This window comes from Dehalococcoidia bacterium (genome assembly GCA_022451965.1).
Taxonomy (GTDB): domain Bacteria; phylum Chloroflexota; class Dehalococcoidia; order Lucifugimonadales; family Lucifugimonadaceae; genus TMED-70.
Map to the genome: position 1 here is coordinate 1 of JAKUNJ010000002.1, position 15,166 is coordinate 15,166.

The 15,166-nt window shown below is 30.8% G+C and carries 18 protein-coding genes; 8 read left to right on the top strand and 10 right to left on the bottom strand.

Going from position 1 to position 15,166, the window contains the following annotated elements; translation table 11 throughout:
- Both rpsB and MK083_00400 read right to left on the bottom strand, forming a co-directional pair.
- Nucleotides 1-928, bottom strand: a 928-nt coding sequence (rpsB, locus tag MK083_00395) for a 30S ribosomal protein S2 (protein ID MCH2672917.1), incomplete at its 3' end; no start/stop codon positions are given.
- A 116-nt stretch (nt 929-1,044) separates the two neighbouring features.
- Nucleotides 1,045-1,923 (bottom strand): cytochrome c biogenesis protein CcdA, encoded by an 879-nt coding sequence (locus MK083_00400; protein MCH2672918.1) that lies wholly within the window; start codon nt 1,921-1,923, stop codon nt 1,045-1,047.
- Between the two features lie 129 nt (nt 1,924-2,052).
- Between MK083_00400 and MK083_00405 the strand changes: the two genes are divergently transcribed.
- Nucleotides 2,053-2,262 carry a LuxR C-terminal-related transcriptional regulator gene (locus MK083_00405; protein MCH2672919.1) on the top strand — a complete coding sequence of 70 codons (210 nt, stop codon included), beginning with the start codon at nt 2,053-2,055 and terminating at the stop codon, nt 2,260-2,262.
- Here MK083_00405 and MK083_00410 read toward each other — a convergent pair.
- A complete protein-coding gene (locus MK083_00410) occupies nt 2,259-3,026 on the bottom strand; it encodes a fumarylacetoacetate hydrolase family protein (protein MCH2672920.1) in 768 nt (255 codons plus the stop codon). The two genes, MK083_00405 and MK083_00410, sit on opposite strands and share 4 nt — an antisense overlap.
- 102 nt (nt 3,027-3,128) lie before the next feature.
- Here MK083_00410 and MK083_00415 point away from each other — a divergent pair, with 102 nt between their 5' ends.
- From MK083_00415 to MK083_00435, 5 genes are all read left to right on the top strand, one after another.
- On the top strand, nt 3,129-3,755 hold the full coding sequence (locus tag MK083_00415; protein ID MCH2672921.1) for an ATP-binding cassette domain-containing protein: 627 nt from the start codon (nt 3,129-3,131) through the stop codon (nt 3,753-3,755).
- Nucleotides 3,752-4,423 carry a heme exporter protein CcmB gene (locus tag MK083_00420; protein ID MCH2672922.1) on the top strand — a complete coding sequence of 224 codons (672 nt, stop codon included), beginning with the start codon at nt 3,752-3,754 and terminating at the stop codon, nt 4,421-4,423. The genes MK083_00415 and MK083_00420 overlap by 4 nt, the downstream gene beginning before the upstream one ends.
- 99 nt (nt 4,424-4,522) lie before the next feature.
- Nucleotides 4,523-5,137: a cytochrome c biogenesis protein gene (locus MK083_00425; GenBank protein MCH2672923.1), complete on the top strand. Its 615-nt coding sequence runs from the start codon at nt 4,523-4,525 to the stop codon at nt 5,135-5,137.
- Nucleotide 5,138: 1 nt separating this feature from the next.
- Nucleotides 5,139-5,621: a hypothetical protein gene (locus tag MK083_00430; protein MCH2672924.1), complete on the top strand. Its 483-nt coding sequence runs from the start codon at nt 5,139-5,141 to the stop codon at nt 5,619-5,621.
- Nucleotides 5,621-6,064, top strand: coding sequence for a cytochrome c maturation protein CcmE (locus tag MK083_00435; protein MCH2672925.1), 444 nt, complete (start codon nt 5,621-5,623; stop codon nt 6,062-6,064). Before MK083_00430 ends, MK083_00435 begins: the two co-directional genes overlap by 1 nt.
- On the opposite strand, the gene MK083_00440 is transcribed toward MK083_00435, so the two are convergent.
- Complete coding sequence (locus MK083_00440; GenBank protein ID MCH2672926.1) at nt 6,061-6,921, bottom strand: thiamine pyrophosphate-dependent enzyme; 861 nt, start codon at nt 6,919-6,921, stop codon at nt 6,061-6,063. The two genes, MK083_00435 and MK083_00440, sit on opposite strands and share 4 nt — an antisense overlap.
- Before the next feature lie 2 nt (nt 6,922-6,923).
- Nucleotides 6,924-8,642, bottom strand: a complete 1,719-nt coding sequence (locus MK083_00445) for a 2-oxoacid:acceptor oxidoreductase subunit alpha (protein MCH2672927.1) — start codon at nt 8,640-8,642, stop codon at nt 6,924-6,926.
- 173 nt (nt 8,643-8,815) lie between these two features.
- Here MK083_00445 and MK083_00450 point away from each other — a divergent pair, with 173 nt between their 5' ends.
- Complete coding sequence (locus MK083_00450; GenBank protein MCH2672928.1) at nt 8,816-9,241, top strand: NUDIX hydrolase; 426 nt, start codon at nt 8,816-8,818, stop codon at nt 9,239-9,241.
- A complete protein-coding gene (locus tag MK083_00455; protein MCH2672929.1) occupies nt 9,234-9,830 on the top strand; it encodes a GNAT family N-acetyltransferase in 597 nt (198 codons plus the stop codon). Before MK083_00450 ends, MK083_00455 begins: the two co-directional genes overlap by 8 nt.
- On the opposite strand, the gene MK083_00460 is transcribed toward MK083_00455, so the two are convergent.
- The 5 genes from MK083_00460 to MK083_00480 are packed head-to-tail and all read right to left on the bottom strand — an operon-like array spanning nt 9,805 to nt 15,163.
- Nucleotides 9,805-11,601: an SDR family oxidoreductase gene (locus MK083_00460; GenBank protein ID MCH2672930.1), complete on the bottom strand. Its 1,797-nt coding sequence runs from the start codon at nt 11,599-11,601 to the stop codon at nt 9,805-9,807. The genes MK083_00455 and MK083_00460 overlap by 26 nt on opposite strands.
- Before the next feature lie 20 nt (nt 11,602-11,621).
- Complete coding sequence (locus MK083_00465; GenBank protein ID MCH2672931.1) at nt 11,622-12,056, bottom strand: hypothetical protein; 435 nt, start codon at nt 12,054-12,056, stop codon at nt 11,622-11,624.
- Nucleotides 12,057-12,058: 2 nt separating this feature from the next.
- The gene (locus MK083_00470; GenBank protein MCH2672932.1) at nt 12,059-12,535 is read right to left on the bottom strand and encodes a MaoC family dehydratase N-terminal domain-containing protein; all 477 of its coding nucleotides are present in this window, start codon (nt 12,533-12,535) and stop codon (nt 12,059-12,061) included.
- The gene (locus MK083_00475; protein ID MCH2672933.1) at nt 12,535-12,921 is read right to left on the bottom strand and encodes a hypothetical protein; all 387 of its coding nucleotides are present in this window, start codon (nt 12,919-12,921) and stop codon (nt 12,535-12,537) included. Before MK083_00475 ends, MK083_00470 begins: the two co-directional genes overlap by 1 nt.
- Nucleotides 12,911-15,163: a UvrD-helicase domain-containing protein gene (locus MK083_00480; GenBank protein ID MCH2672934.1), complete on the bottom strand. Its 2,253-nt coding sequence runs from the start codon at nt 15,161-15,163 to the stop codon at nt 12,911-12,913. The genes MK083_00475 and MK083_00480 overlap by 11 nt, the downstream gene beginning before the upstream one ends.
- Nucleotides 15,164-15,166 lie beyond the last annotated feature (3 nt).

The window sequence follows — 15,166 nt, forward strand, 5'->3', positions numbered from 1 at the left end:
CTTCTGGCTCTGCTTTTGCTTCTGGCTCTGCTTTTGCTTCTGGCTCTGCTTTTGCTTCTGGCTCTGCTTTTGCTTCTGGCTCTGCTTTTGCTTCTTGCTCTGCTTTTGCACTAGAATCATTACTAGACTGTCTTTTAGCAGCTTGTTCTTGGGCTTTATTTCTAGCTTCAGCTTCTAATCTTTCTAGCTCAGCCTCTTCCGCTAGTTGATCCTCCTGCTTCTTTTGGTATAACTCTTGACCTGAAATTATCGCATCTGTGATTATATTAGTTATAAGCTGAATTGATCTCAAACCATCATCATTTGATGGGATAGGATATTCTACTTGATTAGGATCTGAATTTGTATCAACCATGGCCACAACAGGTATATTAAGTTTTCTAGCTTCTGCTACAGCAATTTTTTCTCTATGAATATCTACTACGTAAAGCACAGAAGGTAATTCATTCATCTCTTTTATTCCAGAAAAAAACTTATTAAGTCTTCCTCTTTCTGTATCGAGTTTTTGAGATTCTCTTTTAGTCTGAGAGATAATAATACCCTTTGCAAATGAATCTTCAAGTTCAACAAGTCTTTCAAGTCTTCTCTCAATTGTTTTGAAGTTAGTCATTAAACCACCTAGCCATCTTTGATTAATATAAAGTGAATTAGACCTTTCAGCATTTTCTTTTATGATATTTTGGGCATGCTTTTTAGTTCCAACAAACATACAATTACCACCATCTGAAATAACAGATTCAATAAAGTTAACTGCTTGTAATAACTTTTCTTGAGTCTTAGATAAATTTATAATGTGAGAGCCATTTCTTTTTGAGTGAATATACTCTGTCATTTTAGGATTCCATCGCCTAGATGGATGTCCAAAATGAGAACCTGCATCAAATAATTCCTGAATTGATGCTGATAATTTTTCATTCTTTGTAGTCAAATTTATTCCTTAATTTAGTTTCATTTAGTTGAAATATAAACGGTAATCCAAACAATCATTATAACAATTATTATTTATTTTTTACACAAAATGCTAAGTAAATCTGAGAATAAATTTTATATTTTAAATTCACTCATCCAATAAAATATTAAATAAGCACTTGATAAAATCAAAATACTTGAAGCAACATATTTATAAACCGTCAGAAATATTTTTACTTTATCTATAACAAATTTCAAGAATAATAACCCAAAAGAAACACTCAAAAGGGCAACCCATGTCCCTAATGAAAAAAGAATAAAATCAATAAAAAGTATTTGTAATTTAGATACATTCGAAAGGCTAAAAACAATAGACATAAATATAGGTAGTGTACATGATAAAGAAGTTATTCCATATGAAACGCCATAAATAAAATAGAATCTAGATGTACCATTTTTTTTTGAGTCAAATAGATATGCTAATTTTTGTAATTTTAAGAAATAAACATTACCACCATAAAGAACTATAAAACCATAACCTAGAAGAAGTATAGAGATTACTAAGCCGAAATATGAAAACACATCTCTTATACTATAAAAACCGGCAGAAATAATTGATGCAAAGATAAAAAAAACTAATATAAAACCAACTGTAACAACAGTTGAAATATATAGAGGTTCAAGAAATTTTTTTGAAAAAATTGATGTATTGCCATTAAATAATAATTTTTCATCATTTTTCAGGAATGATGAAAAATATACCGATAAAAGAGCAAATCCACATGGATTAAAAACTGCTACTAGACCTGCACTAAAAGCTATCCCCAATCTAATTAGGTTAGAAAAATTTAGATATAAAGAACTAGTACTTGAAGATGCCTCAAAACCTAAAAATAAAATTTTGTTTAGGCTTTCTAAGCTCAATAAAAATCCAAAAGTAAGGATTATTATAAGAGTCAAAATAAATAGAGAAAAGTAAATCCAGAATTTTTTATTATCTATTTGATTTAGCATATATTTAATTTCCCAGAAAGACTGGGAAAACTTCTCCTTCTAAGTTGAATTTTTAACAAAATAAAAAGTATCACTTATTATTATTTTAGTGCTAATTAAATTTTGTGTCACTTAGTATGTATTTCATAAATGTATAACTTAGACAACATCAAAACTACCAAACAGGAGCTAGAAATTCTAGAGCTTCTTTCGAATGGCTATAAAGCTAATGAAATAGCTAAGACTATGAATTTAGCAGAACAAACTATTAAAAATAAAGTTCAAACTATCTGTATTAAATTTGATTCTTCCAATAGAACTGAGGCTGTAGCCAAGGCAATTAGATTAGGAATTATTTAAGCAGATTCTACTGGGTTTTCTAAAGTACCAACATTTTCTATTTCAATGGTTACTGTATCTCCAGGATTAATAGGAGGAGTTTTACCTGAGGTACCAGTCCAGAGCATGTCACCCGGAAGAAGAGTTGCATATTTACTTATAAAACTTATAGATTTTGCTGTTGAAAATAACATTTCAGAAGAGTGACAACTTTGACCTTCAATTCCATTTACAAATCCTTTTATTCCAACATTTTGAGGATCTATGTCAGTAACAATATATGGACCTAATGGGCCAAAAGTATCCGCTGATTTTGCTCTCCACCATTGATTATCTGCATCATCTCCTCCCTGCCACTCTCTAGCAGAAACATCATTTCCACATGTGTAACCAAAGACATAATCTAATGCTTCCTCTTCAGAAACATTTTTAGTAACTTTACCAATAATAGCTACCAGCTCAGACTCACATGCTACAAGACCAGCTTCAGGGTGAATTTTTATTGGATCACCTGGACCAATTAGTGCTGTCGATGTTTTATAAAAAGGCTCTGGTCTAGTAGGAGCTCCTCTTTCACCCAAATGCGAACCATAATTAAGCGCTAAGCACAGACTTTTAGATGGATTAGGATTTGGGCAAAGTATCTTAACCTCTGATTCATTAAAACTTTTACCTGTTTTTTCATATGAACTTAGAATTGGATTATTATTTATCTGAATAATTTCACCATTATCAACTATCCCGTAGGATACTTCATTAGACACTTCAAATCTTGCAAACTTCATAGCTTTTCTCCATTAAAATCATTTAAATTAATTTTGTTACACATATAGTTGTTACTAGTTTAGTCTACAATTGAATAAGGTCAAGAAAAAAAAAATATTTTTATGGATAAATCATTTATAAGTATCAAAAGTTTATCTAAGAATTTTAATGAAAATGAAATTATTAAAAATCTCTCTGCAGAAATAACCAAAGGAGATTTAGTTAAGGTTTCAGGTAAAAATGGTAGTGGGAAAACTACTCTATTCAAAATTCTGTGTCAGCTTTATACTTTTGAATCTGGAAATATTTTTATTGATGGGAAAGAAATAAATAAAAATTCATTTGTTAAATCAATAACTTCGTACTGTTCAAGTGATTCAATATATTACAAAGATTTGAAAGTAAAAAATAATATAATTTTTTACTTTGATGTTTTGGGAGAACTTAATCCAAATGATTTATACACAAATAATAAAAAATTTTTAAATTTAGAATCTTTTGAAGATAAATATCCGGAAGAATTATCAAATGGTCAAAAGAAAAGAATGAATTTATTTAGATGCTTAATTCCATCATTTGAAATATACCTTCTTGATGAACCTGAATTAGGTTTAGATTTAGAATCAATTACTGAATTAAGTTCAAAACTCACTGAAATAAACAAATTAGGTAAGACGATTCTTTTTTCGACCCATAACTTGGATTCTGTAGATTTTTATCAAAGATTCAAGAAAGAAATCTTATTATGAATAATTTCATAAATATTCTACAACTAATAAAAATCATAGTTCAAAAAGATTTTATTGAAGAAATTAAATCTAAAGAAATATTAATTTCAATAATTTCTTATTCAACTTTAGTTTTAGTTGTTGTCGCTACGACTTCTAATATAAAAAATTCATCAGAGATTTTTTCAATAATTTTTTGGATTTCTCTAAGTTTTTCTATAATACTGGGAATTAATAAATCAATGAGCAAAGAATTTGAAAATAACGGATTAGAAATGATTCTAACATCTCCAATTGATATAGAAATTTTTATAATAGCAAAATCAATAACTAACTTTGTATTGATATCAATATCTAGTGGAATTATTTTACTATTTAATAACATAATCTTAAATTATGAACTCTATAATTTTTCATTTATTTTTCTAGTTATAATAATAAACTTTGGATTTAGTATTATAGGAACTATTACTTACTTATTATTTTCTAAATCAAGAGGTAAAGAAATTTTATCTCCACTTTTATTTATACCCTTAGTCTCACCTTTACTCATGGGAGGATCATTGACTACTGTGGAAATAATTAATAATAATTTAGTAAGTTTTACATGGTATGGATTAATTATCGCTTATGACTTAATTTTCTTGATAATTGGCTTCTTTATCTCTAATTTAATTTTCCAAGAATAGATACAATTAAAGAATAGTTATAATTTTAATAAAAAAACTTTTTTTACTTTTGTGTTTGATAGATTATTTACATTAACTACTTTCATAACCTTCGTATTTATGCTTTGGATGATATTTTGGTGGATACCAATAGATATATCTCAAGGGCCAGTAGCAAAAACTGTTTTCATTCATGTACCATTAGCTTGGTGTTCAATGATTGCTATAGTTCTTGTTGCAGTAGCATCAATCTACTACTTATTTAATAAAAAATTATTTTGGGATAATCTTGCACAATCTACTGCTGAAGTCGGTGTTATATTTGGTTCTTTGGCCTTGATATCAGGGATTATTTGGGCAAAGCCGATTTGGGGGGTTTGGTGGACAGGTGAAGCAAAACTTACAACTACTCTTATTTTAATTTTGATCTATGCGGCTTACATACTTTTCAGATCTTTATATTCTAATAGTCTTCAGATGAAGAAAATTGCTGCAATAATTGCTGTTATAGGAGCTATTGACAGCCCTATAATTTATTTTGCAGCAAATCTTTGGCAAGAATCTCATCCTGTTACCGTAATTGGTCCCCTAGCAAGAGAAGACTCTTCTTTTGGTGCAGATTATGGTTTGACTTTACTTGTTTCAGTTATAGCTTTCACTCTTCTGTTCGTGATACTAACAAGATTGAGATTAAAAGTTTTAAGTCTAGAAAGTAAATTTAAAAAAGGAATATAAAATGAAAAAAATAAAATACTCCATAATAATATTTTTATTAGGCATGATTCCCATAAGTTCTTCATTTATACAAGCTCAGCAAAATGAAAATGTTGTTAATGGATTTATTGAGAATTTAGAACTTGTAGATAAAAAAATTAACATTTCAGTGATAGATAATTTTGGAACAAGATTTTTGCTAGAAATTATCGATAGTACTGAAATAGGTATTGAAACCCAATCTGGTGAAAGATGGGTAGGAAATATAAAAGATGATCCAGAATATGTATTAGAGTTACTAAATGAAGCTCAACATAGCTTAGAACCAATTACACTAACTCAAGTTGGATCAGAAATAATTACTTTAGTGAGCTATGAGTCTTCCAACATTAAAAATAATCTAGGATATTTAGCAGCTAGTTTTATTTTTCTTTCAATTTTATTTTTTGGTTTTATATTTATAATTAATAATAAGGTTCAGATTTTATCTAGAAAAAATAATTAATGAAAAATGATTCTTCCAAAAGAGTAGTTGAAGTTAAAAATAAAAAATTTACTTTTGGAGCAATAATAATTATTGTTTTGTCTTCGTTAGTTTTCTTTGGTTTTCAAGCTTTTTCTGAAGCTACATATAAATATTACTCTGTCAATGAAATATTAGGTTCTGGAAGCGTTGATTCAAACACTCAAATTGGATTAAAAGCTGTACTTGTACCAAATTCTTATGTTAGGTCTGCTGACGGTTTATCAGCAACTTTCAATGTCAAAGACAAAGACAATGAAAATAATATTAGAGTAAATTATTCAGGTGAAATAGGAAGCGTATTTTTTAATGAATACTCCGAGTTAATTATGCAGGGATACTTTGATAATAAAGATACTTTTATTGCAACAAATCTTTCAGTTAGATGTCCATCAAAATATATGACTGAAGAGGAATATAGTTAAATTGAATAGCTTCCTAGTATATCTTCTGGATTTTTAGATTTTTCCTCTATTAGTTTATTTTGCATGTCAGTAATAGTAGGTGGCTCTTTCTTATAAATTAGACCTAGAGGAACTCCACCTTTACTTAACAAATTAACTGCAGCACCATAATCAGATGGGTCATGATCTTCATCCACAATAAAAGCTGTACCAGGTATTCCCTCGCGTCTATTCCCTTTTAATATGTCATATGTGTCGTTATAAGTAGTGCAAGGAGATTGAACATGTATGATAGATAACCCAGGATGTTTCATACCTTCTAAAATGAATTGTGCTAAAACTTTTGGTTTACTTGAGTAGTGAGATGCAATATAACTTACGCCATAAGTTAGATATAATTCCAAAGGTTTCATTTGAGTTTCCAACTTACCAAAAGGAGTAGAGGTAGTAATTTGACCAGTTGTGGATGTGGGGGAACTTTGTCCTTTAGTTAGGCCATAGACTCCGTTATCCATTACTATACAAGTCATATTCGGATTTCTTGAAGCAGCAGGCCCTATATGCTCGCCACCAATAGATAAAAAGTCACCATCACCAGCCACAATTATAGTGTTTAGATCAGGTCTAGAGGTAGCAACTCCAAATGCTATAGGTAATGTCCTTCCATGAATTCCGTGGATACCAAATGGCTGCTCTCCATCCATCATATGAACCATATTTCCAGAGCAACCTATTCCTGCAACAATCACATTTGAGGTTCTTGGAATTTCATATTCTTCTGTGTAGTTGTCTATAGCTTGTTCTAGAGCTCTCTTGACCCCAAAATCTCCACAACCTGGACACCATTTAAAATCATATTCTGGATTTCTATCACTCAATATTATTCTCCTTGCTCTTTAATTGTATCTGAAATTTTATTAGCAAGATCAGTTGGTTTGAATGGAAGACCTGTATATTGAGTTACTGAAACTGCATTTACACCCTCCATTCTTAGTATAGAGGACCATTGACCTTGATAATTTAATTCTGGGACTATAACTAATTTTTTATTTTTTAGTTCATCTATTACCTCTTGGGGTAATGGATTTAATGCAACAGAATAAATCCATCCTATATCTTTTTTATCCTCGATGAGCTTTTGATATGCTTCTCTTGCAACCCCTTTACTTGAGCCCCAAGGCATAATTGCAACATCAGCTTCTGAATTTTCAATTTCAAATGGAGCATCATTTAGTAAGCCTAACTTAGCAAATCTTCTTTCTGTAAGTCTAATATGATGCTTTGGTAAGTGGGTTGTATCCCCTATCTCATCGTGCTCAGAACCATTGGCTACATAAGCCACATCACCACCAGGTATTGGCATAGGAGATAGTTCTCCATTCCATGACTCGTATCTTTTATAACCATTTGAACCAGTGTTAGAATTTCTTCTTTCATCCACGACTTTAGCTAAATCTGGTTTCTTAATATTCTCAGATCTCTCTGCAAGACTAAATTCTCCCATTACCATTACTGGGCCTTGATATCTTTCAGACCAGTTAACTGAAAGTTCTCCAACATAAAAACATTCTTCAACAGAACCTGGAGCCAAAACAGGTAGCCTTACATCACCATGTGCTGGAAACATACAAGCAAAAAGATCGGATTGCTCTGATTTAGTGGGTAACCCAGTAGCTGGTCCACCCCTTTGAATATCAACTACTACACAAGGTATTTCTGCCATCCAGGCTAATCCTAATCCTTCAGACATCAAGGCTATTCCTGGACCAGCTGTCGCAGTCATTGCCTTTTTCCCTGAAAATCCAGCTCCAACAATATTATTTATAGCTTCAATTTCTGAAGCTACTTGAAAAACAAACTTTCCTTCACTAATTAAGTTTTGTTCCATCCAAATAAGAATTGTAGTTGCTGGAGAAATAGGATAACCATAGTAGCTGTCTAATCCGGCAGAAACTGCTCCTAAGGATAAAGCTGCATTTCCGGTAATCATTATTTGTTCATAACTCGGAGCAGTAGGATCATCTAAAGATCCCACGCTGAAACCACTCTTTTTAGCAACTTCAGTCCCAAGGCCAAGAGCGACAATATTTGACTTTATAATTTCATCATCTCCAGCTCGACCTCTTGAAAATCTATCTTTTACAAAATTTTCTATACTTTCTAGCTTAAAATCTATCAAAGTTGCTACAGCCCCTAATATGACCATATTAGCAGCCCTTGTATTACCAGATTCTTTAGCTAATTCATCAGCATTTATACCAAAATAATTTCCATCACCTGACGGAATACAATCTTGAGCATTGTAAATACAAACTCCATTTTCGCTCAGATCATCTATATGATTATCAAAAGCATACTGATTTAATACAACTAAGACATCTACAGCATCTCCATTTGATAAAACAGGAGTAGTGGATATTCTTACTTGAGAAGAGGCCGGACCTCCCATAATTTGTGAAGGGAATGTAGAAAATGTCTGGCAATAAAAGCCTGCTCCTGTAGCTGCTCTTGCCATAGCATCTGCTGAAGTGACAAGACCCTGTCCACCCTCACCTGCAAATCTTATAACGAAATCCTTGGATTTTACTTTTTGAACCATAATAATCTTTATATACTCAAAATTCTAGATTAGAAAATTAATCATTATTTAAAACAAATTTTTTAAATTAAAGACTTATCTGATCATATTGTAAAAAAAGCATAATTTCAATTGTATATGAATAAATTTTATTTGATTATTATACTAATAGAATAAACTATTGAAAATTTAGTATGGATGAACTCAAAAATATATGGTCAGCTGGAGGAGTTATTATTTTTGAAGAAAAAATAATAATTTGCCATAGAAAAAAAGAAAATCTTTTTTGTCTACCAAAAGGAACCCCCGAAAATGATGAAAGTCCTGAACAAACGGCTTTAAGAGAGGTTTATGAAGAAACTGGTTTATTACCAAAAATAATTAACCAAATCGGCGAGATTAGATATCAATTTCAAAAACAATCTAGTACAAAAAAATATAAAAACAACATAAAATATAATAAAACAGTTTATTACTATCTAATGGAAACTATAGGTGGTGATATTTCAAATCATGATCACGAATTTGATTCGGTATTATGGATGTCATTTTATGAAGCTAAAGAAAAATTAACATATCAAAATGAACTCTCAATCGTGGAAAAAGCTTTTCATGCCTAAAATTAAAACTAAATCTACAAAGCCAATTATTATTACTGGTGAAAAAACAATTTTAAGACCAAAGCTAAAAAGTGATATAAAAAATGATTACAGCTGGAGAACTGATTCAGAACTATCAGAATTAGACGCAACTATTCCTATAAATTTATCATTTGAGCAGTTTGAAAGAATTTCAATAAATGATTTATCAAAATCTTCTCCTTGGTCAGAAAAATTTTCTATAGATAATTTAAATAAAGATCATATAGGAAACTGTATGTTTTATGATATAAATAGATGGGAAAAGTCTTGTGAGTTTGGGATTATGATTGGTAACAAAAGTTTTTGGAACTCTGGATATGGTACGGATGCTTCTAGGAATTTATTATTTTATATTTTTAACCACACTGAAATAAATGAAGTTTATTTACACACACTTCAAAGAAATCTAAGAGCTCAAAAATCGTTTCAAAAAGCTGGATTTGAAAATCCCAAAGAAATTAAAAAAGGTAGATTTGAATTTATAAAAATGTCCACCAAAAGAGATATTTGGATGAATAAATTTTCAGATCTTGTCCTAAATACTACTCTTGAGGAGGAGCAGGATTAATTAGCTCTGGCCCAAAAGTTTCCGGAACAGCATTTGCTAACTCTTCTACAGTCCATCTTCCAGCTTTAGTTAGGGATCTTCTTGTCTCATACTTATTAAAAAGACTTATTCTATTTCCTACTGCGTGAACAATCTCCCCATTTATGTGGGCAGCTGCATCTGTACATAACCAAGCCACAATAGGCGCTACATCTTCTGGGTCATAAATGAAGTGGTCTTCTTCAGCTGGTTTAAATGCTCCTGTTCTCATAGCTCTAGTAGAATCAGGAATTGATTGAGTCATCCTAGTATTAGCTCCAGGAGATATTGCATTAGCAGTTACTCCATACTTACCAAGTTCTTTGGCAACAACTCTTGTAAATCCTGCAATACCATCTTTAGCTGCTCCATAATTTGATTGCCCACTATATCCTATCAAACCTGAAACACTTGAGAAGGTTATAATTCTTCCTGATTTTTGTTCCCTAAAGATCTTTGATGCCGGAGCAACAACAGAAAAAGTTCCAGTTAAGTGTACGTCTATAACATCTTGCCATTCTTCTTTGGTCATATTAAATATCATTCTGTCTCTCAATATACCTGCTGGAGTTATTACGATATCTAATCTTCCAAACTCTTCAATTGCTTTATCAATAATTGCTTTTCCTCCTGCAACCGAAGCCACGGAACTTGTTGAAGCAACTGCTTTACCACCAAGCTCAGAAATTTCTTCTACGACACTTTGAGCAGGGCCTTTATCATTACCAGTTCCATCAAGACTTGCACCAACATCATTAACAACAATATTTGCTCCTAATCTTGCTAATTCTAAAGCAATTCCTCTACCTATACCTCTACCTGACCCAGTTACAACCGCTACTTGACCATCTAATGGTTTAGCGGATTCATTATTCTTTTCGCCAAAACCAAAAAGTAGCCCTCTTCCTTCAGACTCAAGATTATCTTGAGTAAACCTTCCTTTATTTATTGGGTTGAATAAAGTCACCTTTCTTCTTAATTCTTGCAAATGATTAATGGTTCCACCTGAAACATGAAAGATTTGTGAATTAATTGGAGCTGAATAATCACTAGCCAAATAAGTTACAAATGGTGCAATATCTCGCGGATCCCTAGATTCTTTGTATGGATTATTTTTTAATGTTTTGAATTCTTCAGGAACTGAAGCAGTCATCCTAGTATCTGCACTTGGTGCAATACTATTAGCAGTAACTCCATATTTACCTAAATCTTTGCCAACAACTTTTGTGAAACCAGCTATTCCAGATTTTGCTGCACCATAATTTGATTGGCCCGGATTACCAAAAAGTCCTGAGCCTGAAGAAAAAGTTATAATTCTTCCAGATTTTTGAGATCTAAAAATAGGAGCAGCATGCCTGACAACAGAAAAAGTACCAGTAAGATGAACATCTATTACATCATGCCATTCATCTTCGGTCATATTAAATATCATTCTATCTCTTAAGATACCTGCTACAGTAACTACAATATCCAATCTTCCAAAAGAATCTAAAGCATCATTAACTATTTCTTCCCCAGCTTCAAAAGAAGCAACAGATAATTTAGATGACTTTGCTTCTCCTCCTGCTTTCTTAATTCCTTCTACAACTTCATCTGCTAATGAAGCATTCTCAACGTTTCCATCGAGAGAAAGACCTGGATCCACAACAAGAATTTTTGCACCATGTGCTGCCAAATCTTCAGCAACCGCTCTTCCAATTCCTTGACCAGAACCTGTAACTATAGCAACTTTACCAGATAAAATATCAGACATTTTAAATCTCCATTTCTTTTTTATTTATTTTTCAGTGGTAGTTCAATTTCAGCAAAGCATGGAGTTGTAACTATACCCTCTTCATTCTCCAAAAAAACCTCTAATTCTAGATTACCTACTGAATTTATAATTTGTTTTTTTATAACTTTTCCATAAAGCTTTAAGTTTTCGTATGGAAAATCTACACCTCTATATGAAACATTGAATTTCCTTAGAATACCTTTTTCACCAATAAAATCTACTACTAATTTAGCCAACCAAGCACTCTTTAATGCACCATGAATTATAATTCCTTTGTGCCCAGCTTTTTTTGCTACCTCGTCATCATAATGGAATTCATTAAAATCCAAAGATGCTCCTGCATACATTACTAGTTGTTTTCTATCAATATTCTTAATAGTAGGTCCAATAATATCACCTACGTTTATATCTTCATAATAATTTTGATAATTCATAGTTATCCTAAAAAGGTTTTTTCTCCTTTGCCGTAAGTTATAGTTACAATTTCTTGAGTAGAAACTAGTTCCTTTTTTTGATTCATATATGAAATTAATGTCACCTTAAATAACATTTCACCCATTGTACCAGTCTTTAGAAATAAATCTTTTAATTTTGAAATTACAGTTATTTCATCTCCTACGTAAATATTTTTATAGAAACTATATGATGAGCCTCCATCAACTAGATTTGAAAAAGGTTCTGGAAATTTTTTTTCGAGTTTATTTGCCTTGAATAATCTTACATAAGTAGGAGGTGTGATCAAACCTCCCTTAATTTTATCAGCATATTTTTTATCTAAATATAAAGGATTTTCATCTTCAATTGCTTCAGCAAATCTTTCAACAGAATGCTTTTCGACTAAATAGGTTTTTGGCTTTGTTTCCAAGCCAATAAAACTTTTCATTTCAGTTGTTATTATCTCACCTGATGACATTATTTTTTCTTTCTTTTTCTGAAAACAAATATAAAAGAACTAACTGATGAAGACAATAGTAAAGTAGCACTAAACAAATAAATAAAAGCATAATTCCCCACTAACCCAAACATTCCTATTTGAAAATAGAATAATAAAATTGATCCAATTAATAGAGTTATAGGTAAATAAACTAAAGAGACATTTTTTCTTCTACTAGAATATAAACAAACAAGTCCTATTAGAAAAGGAACAAATAATGGGAAAATTACGCTTGATGAATGGATCTCAATAAGAGATTTATTATCATCAAAACTTATGAACAATAAAATAAATCCTGCAATAAAACTTGAAATTATTGAAAGGTAAATAAGAAATTTAATTCTTCTAATTTCATTAGATTCCATAATAATCCTCAGGAGAAGATTCTTGAGATGATTCAGTAATTTCTATTGGTGATTTGTTCTTCATAATTTTCTTAATGCCTATAGGTTCTTGAAATTTTACAGTTAACTCTACATCCATTTGAAGAGATTTATATGAAAGTAAAATACCTTCTCCGAAACTTTTATGAGAAACTTTATCTCCCTCATTAATATTAACTTCAATTTGATTGATAGTATTACTAACATCCTCTATATCAAAATTTTTTTGAGAAATATAACTACTTTTCCAATGTGTTTTGTCATGTAAAAAAGATTTTGAATTTTTTCTTGACATTACATTTTTTGGGATTTCATCTATAAATCTAGACTTAATTGCATTTCCATATATTCCTTGAAATCTTCTTCTGCTGGAGGAAGAAAGAAAAAGCTCACTTTTAGCTCTTGTTATTCCTACATAACAGAGTCTTCTTTCTTCTTCTACTTCATCATCAGATTCTAAAGAGCGAGAGTGAGGTAATAAACCTTCCTCCATTCCAACAATAAAAACATTTTCGTATTCTAGGCCTTTTGCCTGATGAAGAGTTATTAAGGTAACTGCTTCAAAAGACTCATTTATATTATCTAAATTAGTATTAAGTGAAGAGGTTTCAATAAATTCTATTAGGGAATCTTTTGGATTTTTATCTGATCCTACTGAAAATTCTTCTGCTGAAGATCTTAATTCATTTATGTTCTCTAGTCTCTCTGAACTATCTTCATCATTTCTAAGATAATCGTCATAAGATGTAAGCGCAATTATTGAATTAATTAATTCAAAAGGTTCTTGGATTTCAATTTGCTTCAAAAGTTTTTCGTAAATAATTAGGAATTCTTTCAATGCTAAAGTTGCCCTTTGAGGTAATAAAGAAAAATTATCATTATTAATGTATTTTTTTATGTAATTTATGAAGCTAAGATTTTCTTGAAATTTTGAATTTCTTAATATTTGAATTGTTTTATTACCTATTCCTCTAGGAGGACAATTAACTACTCTTTCAAAGGCGTTATCATCATCTGGGTTAAGAAGCATTTTGCAGTAAGCAAGAATATCCTTAATTTCTCTTCTATCGTAGAACCTAACTCCACCGACCAATCTGTATTTCAGACCTAATGAATTCAATCCTACTTCAAAAACTCTACTTTGAGCATTCACTCTATATATAATGGCTATTTCATTTGGAGATTTACCTTTTTCAATCTGCCTTTGGATTTTTGAAGAAACTGATATAGCTTCTTCTTCTTCGTCATTATAAAAATCAAAATTAATTAAACTTCCATTCTTTTTTTTAGTCCATAATTTTCTTTCAAATCTATTTGAATTATTTGAAATTATAGAATCAGCTGCATCAAGAATTTGTTGAGTAGATCTATAGCTTTCATCTAAATTTACCACTAAGCATTCTTTATATTGTTTTTGAAATTCCAATAAATTAGTAGGTACAGCATGTCTCCATGAATAAATTGATTGATCTGGGTCTCCAACAACTGAAATAGATTTTTGATTATTTGTTAGCAAGTTTGAAATATCAAATTGTAAAGGATTTGTGTCTTGAAATTCATCAATTATTACTTGCTTGTACCTATCAGACCATTTTTCTCTAATATCTTTATTTTCTAAAAGAATAGTTTTAGTTTTCATCAATAAATCATCAAAATCGCAGGCATTTGATTGATCAATAATTTCTTGATATCTAATAAAAACTCTTGAAACAATTTCATCAAAATATGAAGAACTTTTATTTTTGAAATTCTCAGGAGTAAAGCCTTGATTTTTGGCCTTAGATATTTCTGACGAAATTGCTTTAGGATTTATTTTTCTAGGATTTATATCTAATTCATCAAAAATATTTTTTAATATTCTCAGTTGATCAGCATCATCGTATATTGAAAATGATTGATCTAATCCTATAAAAAAGCCTTCTCTTCTCAAAAAATAAGAACAAAAACCATGAAAAGTTTTTACTAATGGAGTTCTATGATTTGGTAGAAATTGATTTGCTCTCTCCATCAATTCTTTTGCAGATTTATTTGTGAATGTAACAGCAAGTATCTGACTAGGATTAATTTGAAAATTATTAACTATCCAAGGTATCCTATGAGCCATAACTCTTGTTTTGCCTGAACCTGGACCTGCTATAACAAGTAGAGGTTTCAACTCATGAGTAACAGCTTTTATTTGATTATCAGATAATCCTTCAAGAATTTGTGTATTTAGTGAATCCATCCG

Excerpts from the sequence above, each read along its gene's own strand:
- MK083_00400 (MCH2672918.1), bottom strand. The coding sequence starts at position 1,923 with ATGCTAAATCAAATAGATAATAAAAAATTCTGGATTTACTTTTCTCTA.
- MK083_00405 (MCH2672919.1), top strand. The coding sequence starts at position 2,053 with ATGTATAACTTAGACAACATCAAAACTACCAAACAGGAGCTAGAAATT.
- MK083_00410 (MCH2672920.1), bottom strand. The coding sequence starts at position 3,026 with ATGAAGTTTGCAAGATTTGAAGTGTCTAATGAAGTATCCTACGGGATA.
- MK083_00415 (MCH2672921.1), top strand. The coding sequence starts at position 3,129 with ATGGATAAATCATTTATAAGTATCAAAAGTTTATCTAAGAATTTTAAT.
- MK083_00420 (MCH2672922.1), top strand. The coding sequence starts at position 3,752 with ATGAATAATTTCATAAATATTCTACAACTAATAAAAATCATAGTTCAA.
- MK083_00425 (MCH2672923.1), top strand. The coding sequence starts at position 4,523 with ATGCTTTGGATGATATTTTGGTGGATACCAATAGATATATCTCAAGGG.
- MK083_00430 (MCH2672924.1), top strand. The coding sequence starts at position 5,139 with ATGAAAAAAATAAAATACTCCATAATAATATTTTTATTAGGCATGATT.
- MK083_00435 (MCH2672925.1), top strand. The coding sequence starts at position 5,621 with ATGAAAAATGATTCTTCCAAAAGAGTAGTTGAAGTTAAAAATAAAAAA.
- MK083_00445 (MCH2672927.1), bottom strand. The coding sequence starts at position 8,642 with ATGGTTCAAAAAGTAAAATCCAAGGATTTCGTTATAAGATTTGCAGGT.
- MK083_00450 (MCH2672928.1), top strand. The coding sequence starts at position 8,816 with ATGGATGAACTCAAAAATATATGGTCAGCTGGAGGAGTTATTATTTTT.
- MK083_00455 (MCH2672929.1), top strand. The coding sequence starts at position 9,234 with ATGCCTAAAATTAAAACTAAATCTACAAAGCCAATTATTATTACTGGT.
- MK083_00460 (MCH2672930.1), bottom strand. The coding sequence starts at position 11,601 with ATGTCTGATATTTTATCTGGTAAAGTTGCTATAGTTACAGGTTCTGGT.
- MK083_00465 (MCH2672931.1), bottom strand. The coding sequence starts at position 12,056 with ATGAATTATCAAAATTATTATGAAGATATAAACGTAGGTGATATTATT.
- MK083_00470 (MCH2672932.1), bottom strand. The coding sequence starts at position 12,535 with ATGTCATCAGGTGAGATAATAACAACTGAAATGAAAAGTTTTATTGGC.
- MK083_00475 (MCH2672933.1), bottom strand. The coding sequence starts at position 12,921 with ATGGAATCTAATGAAATTAGAAGAATTAAATTTCTTATTTACCTTTCA.
- MK083_00480 (MCH2672934.1), bottom strand. The coding sequence starts at position 15,163 with ATGGATTCACTAAATACACAAATTCTTGAAGGATTATCTGATAATCAA.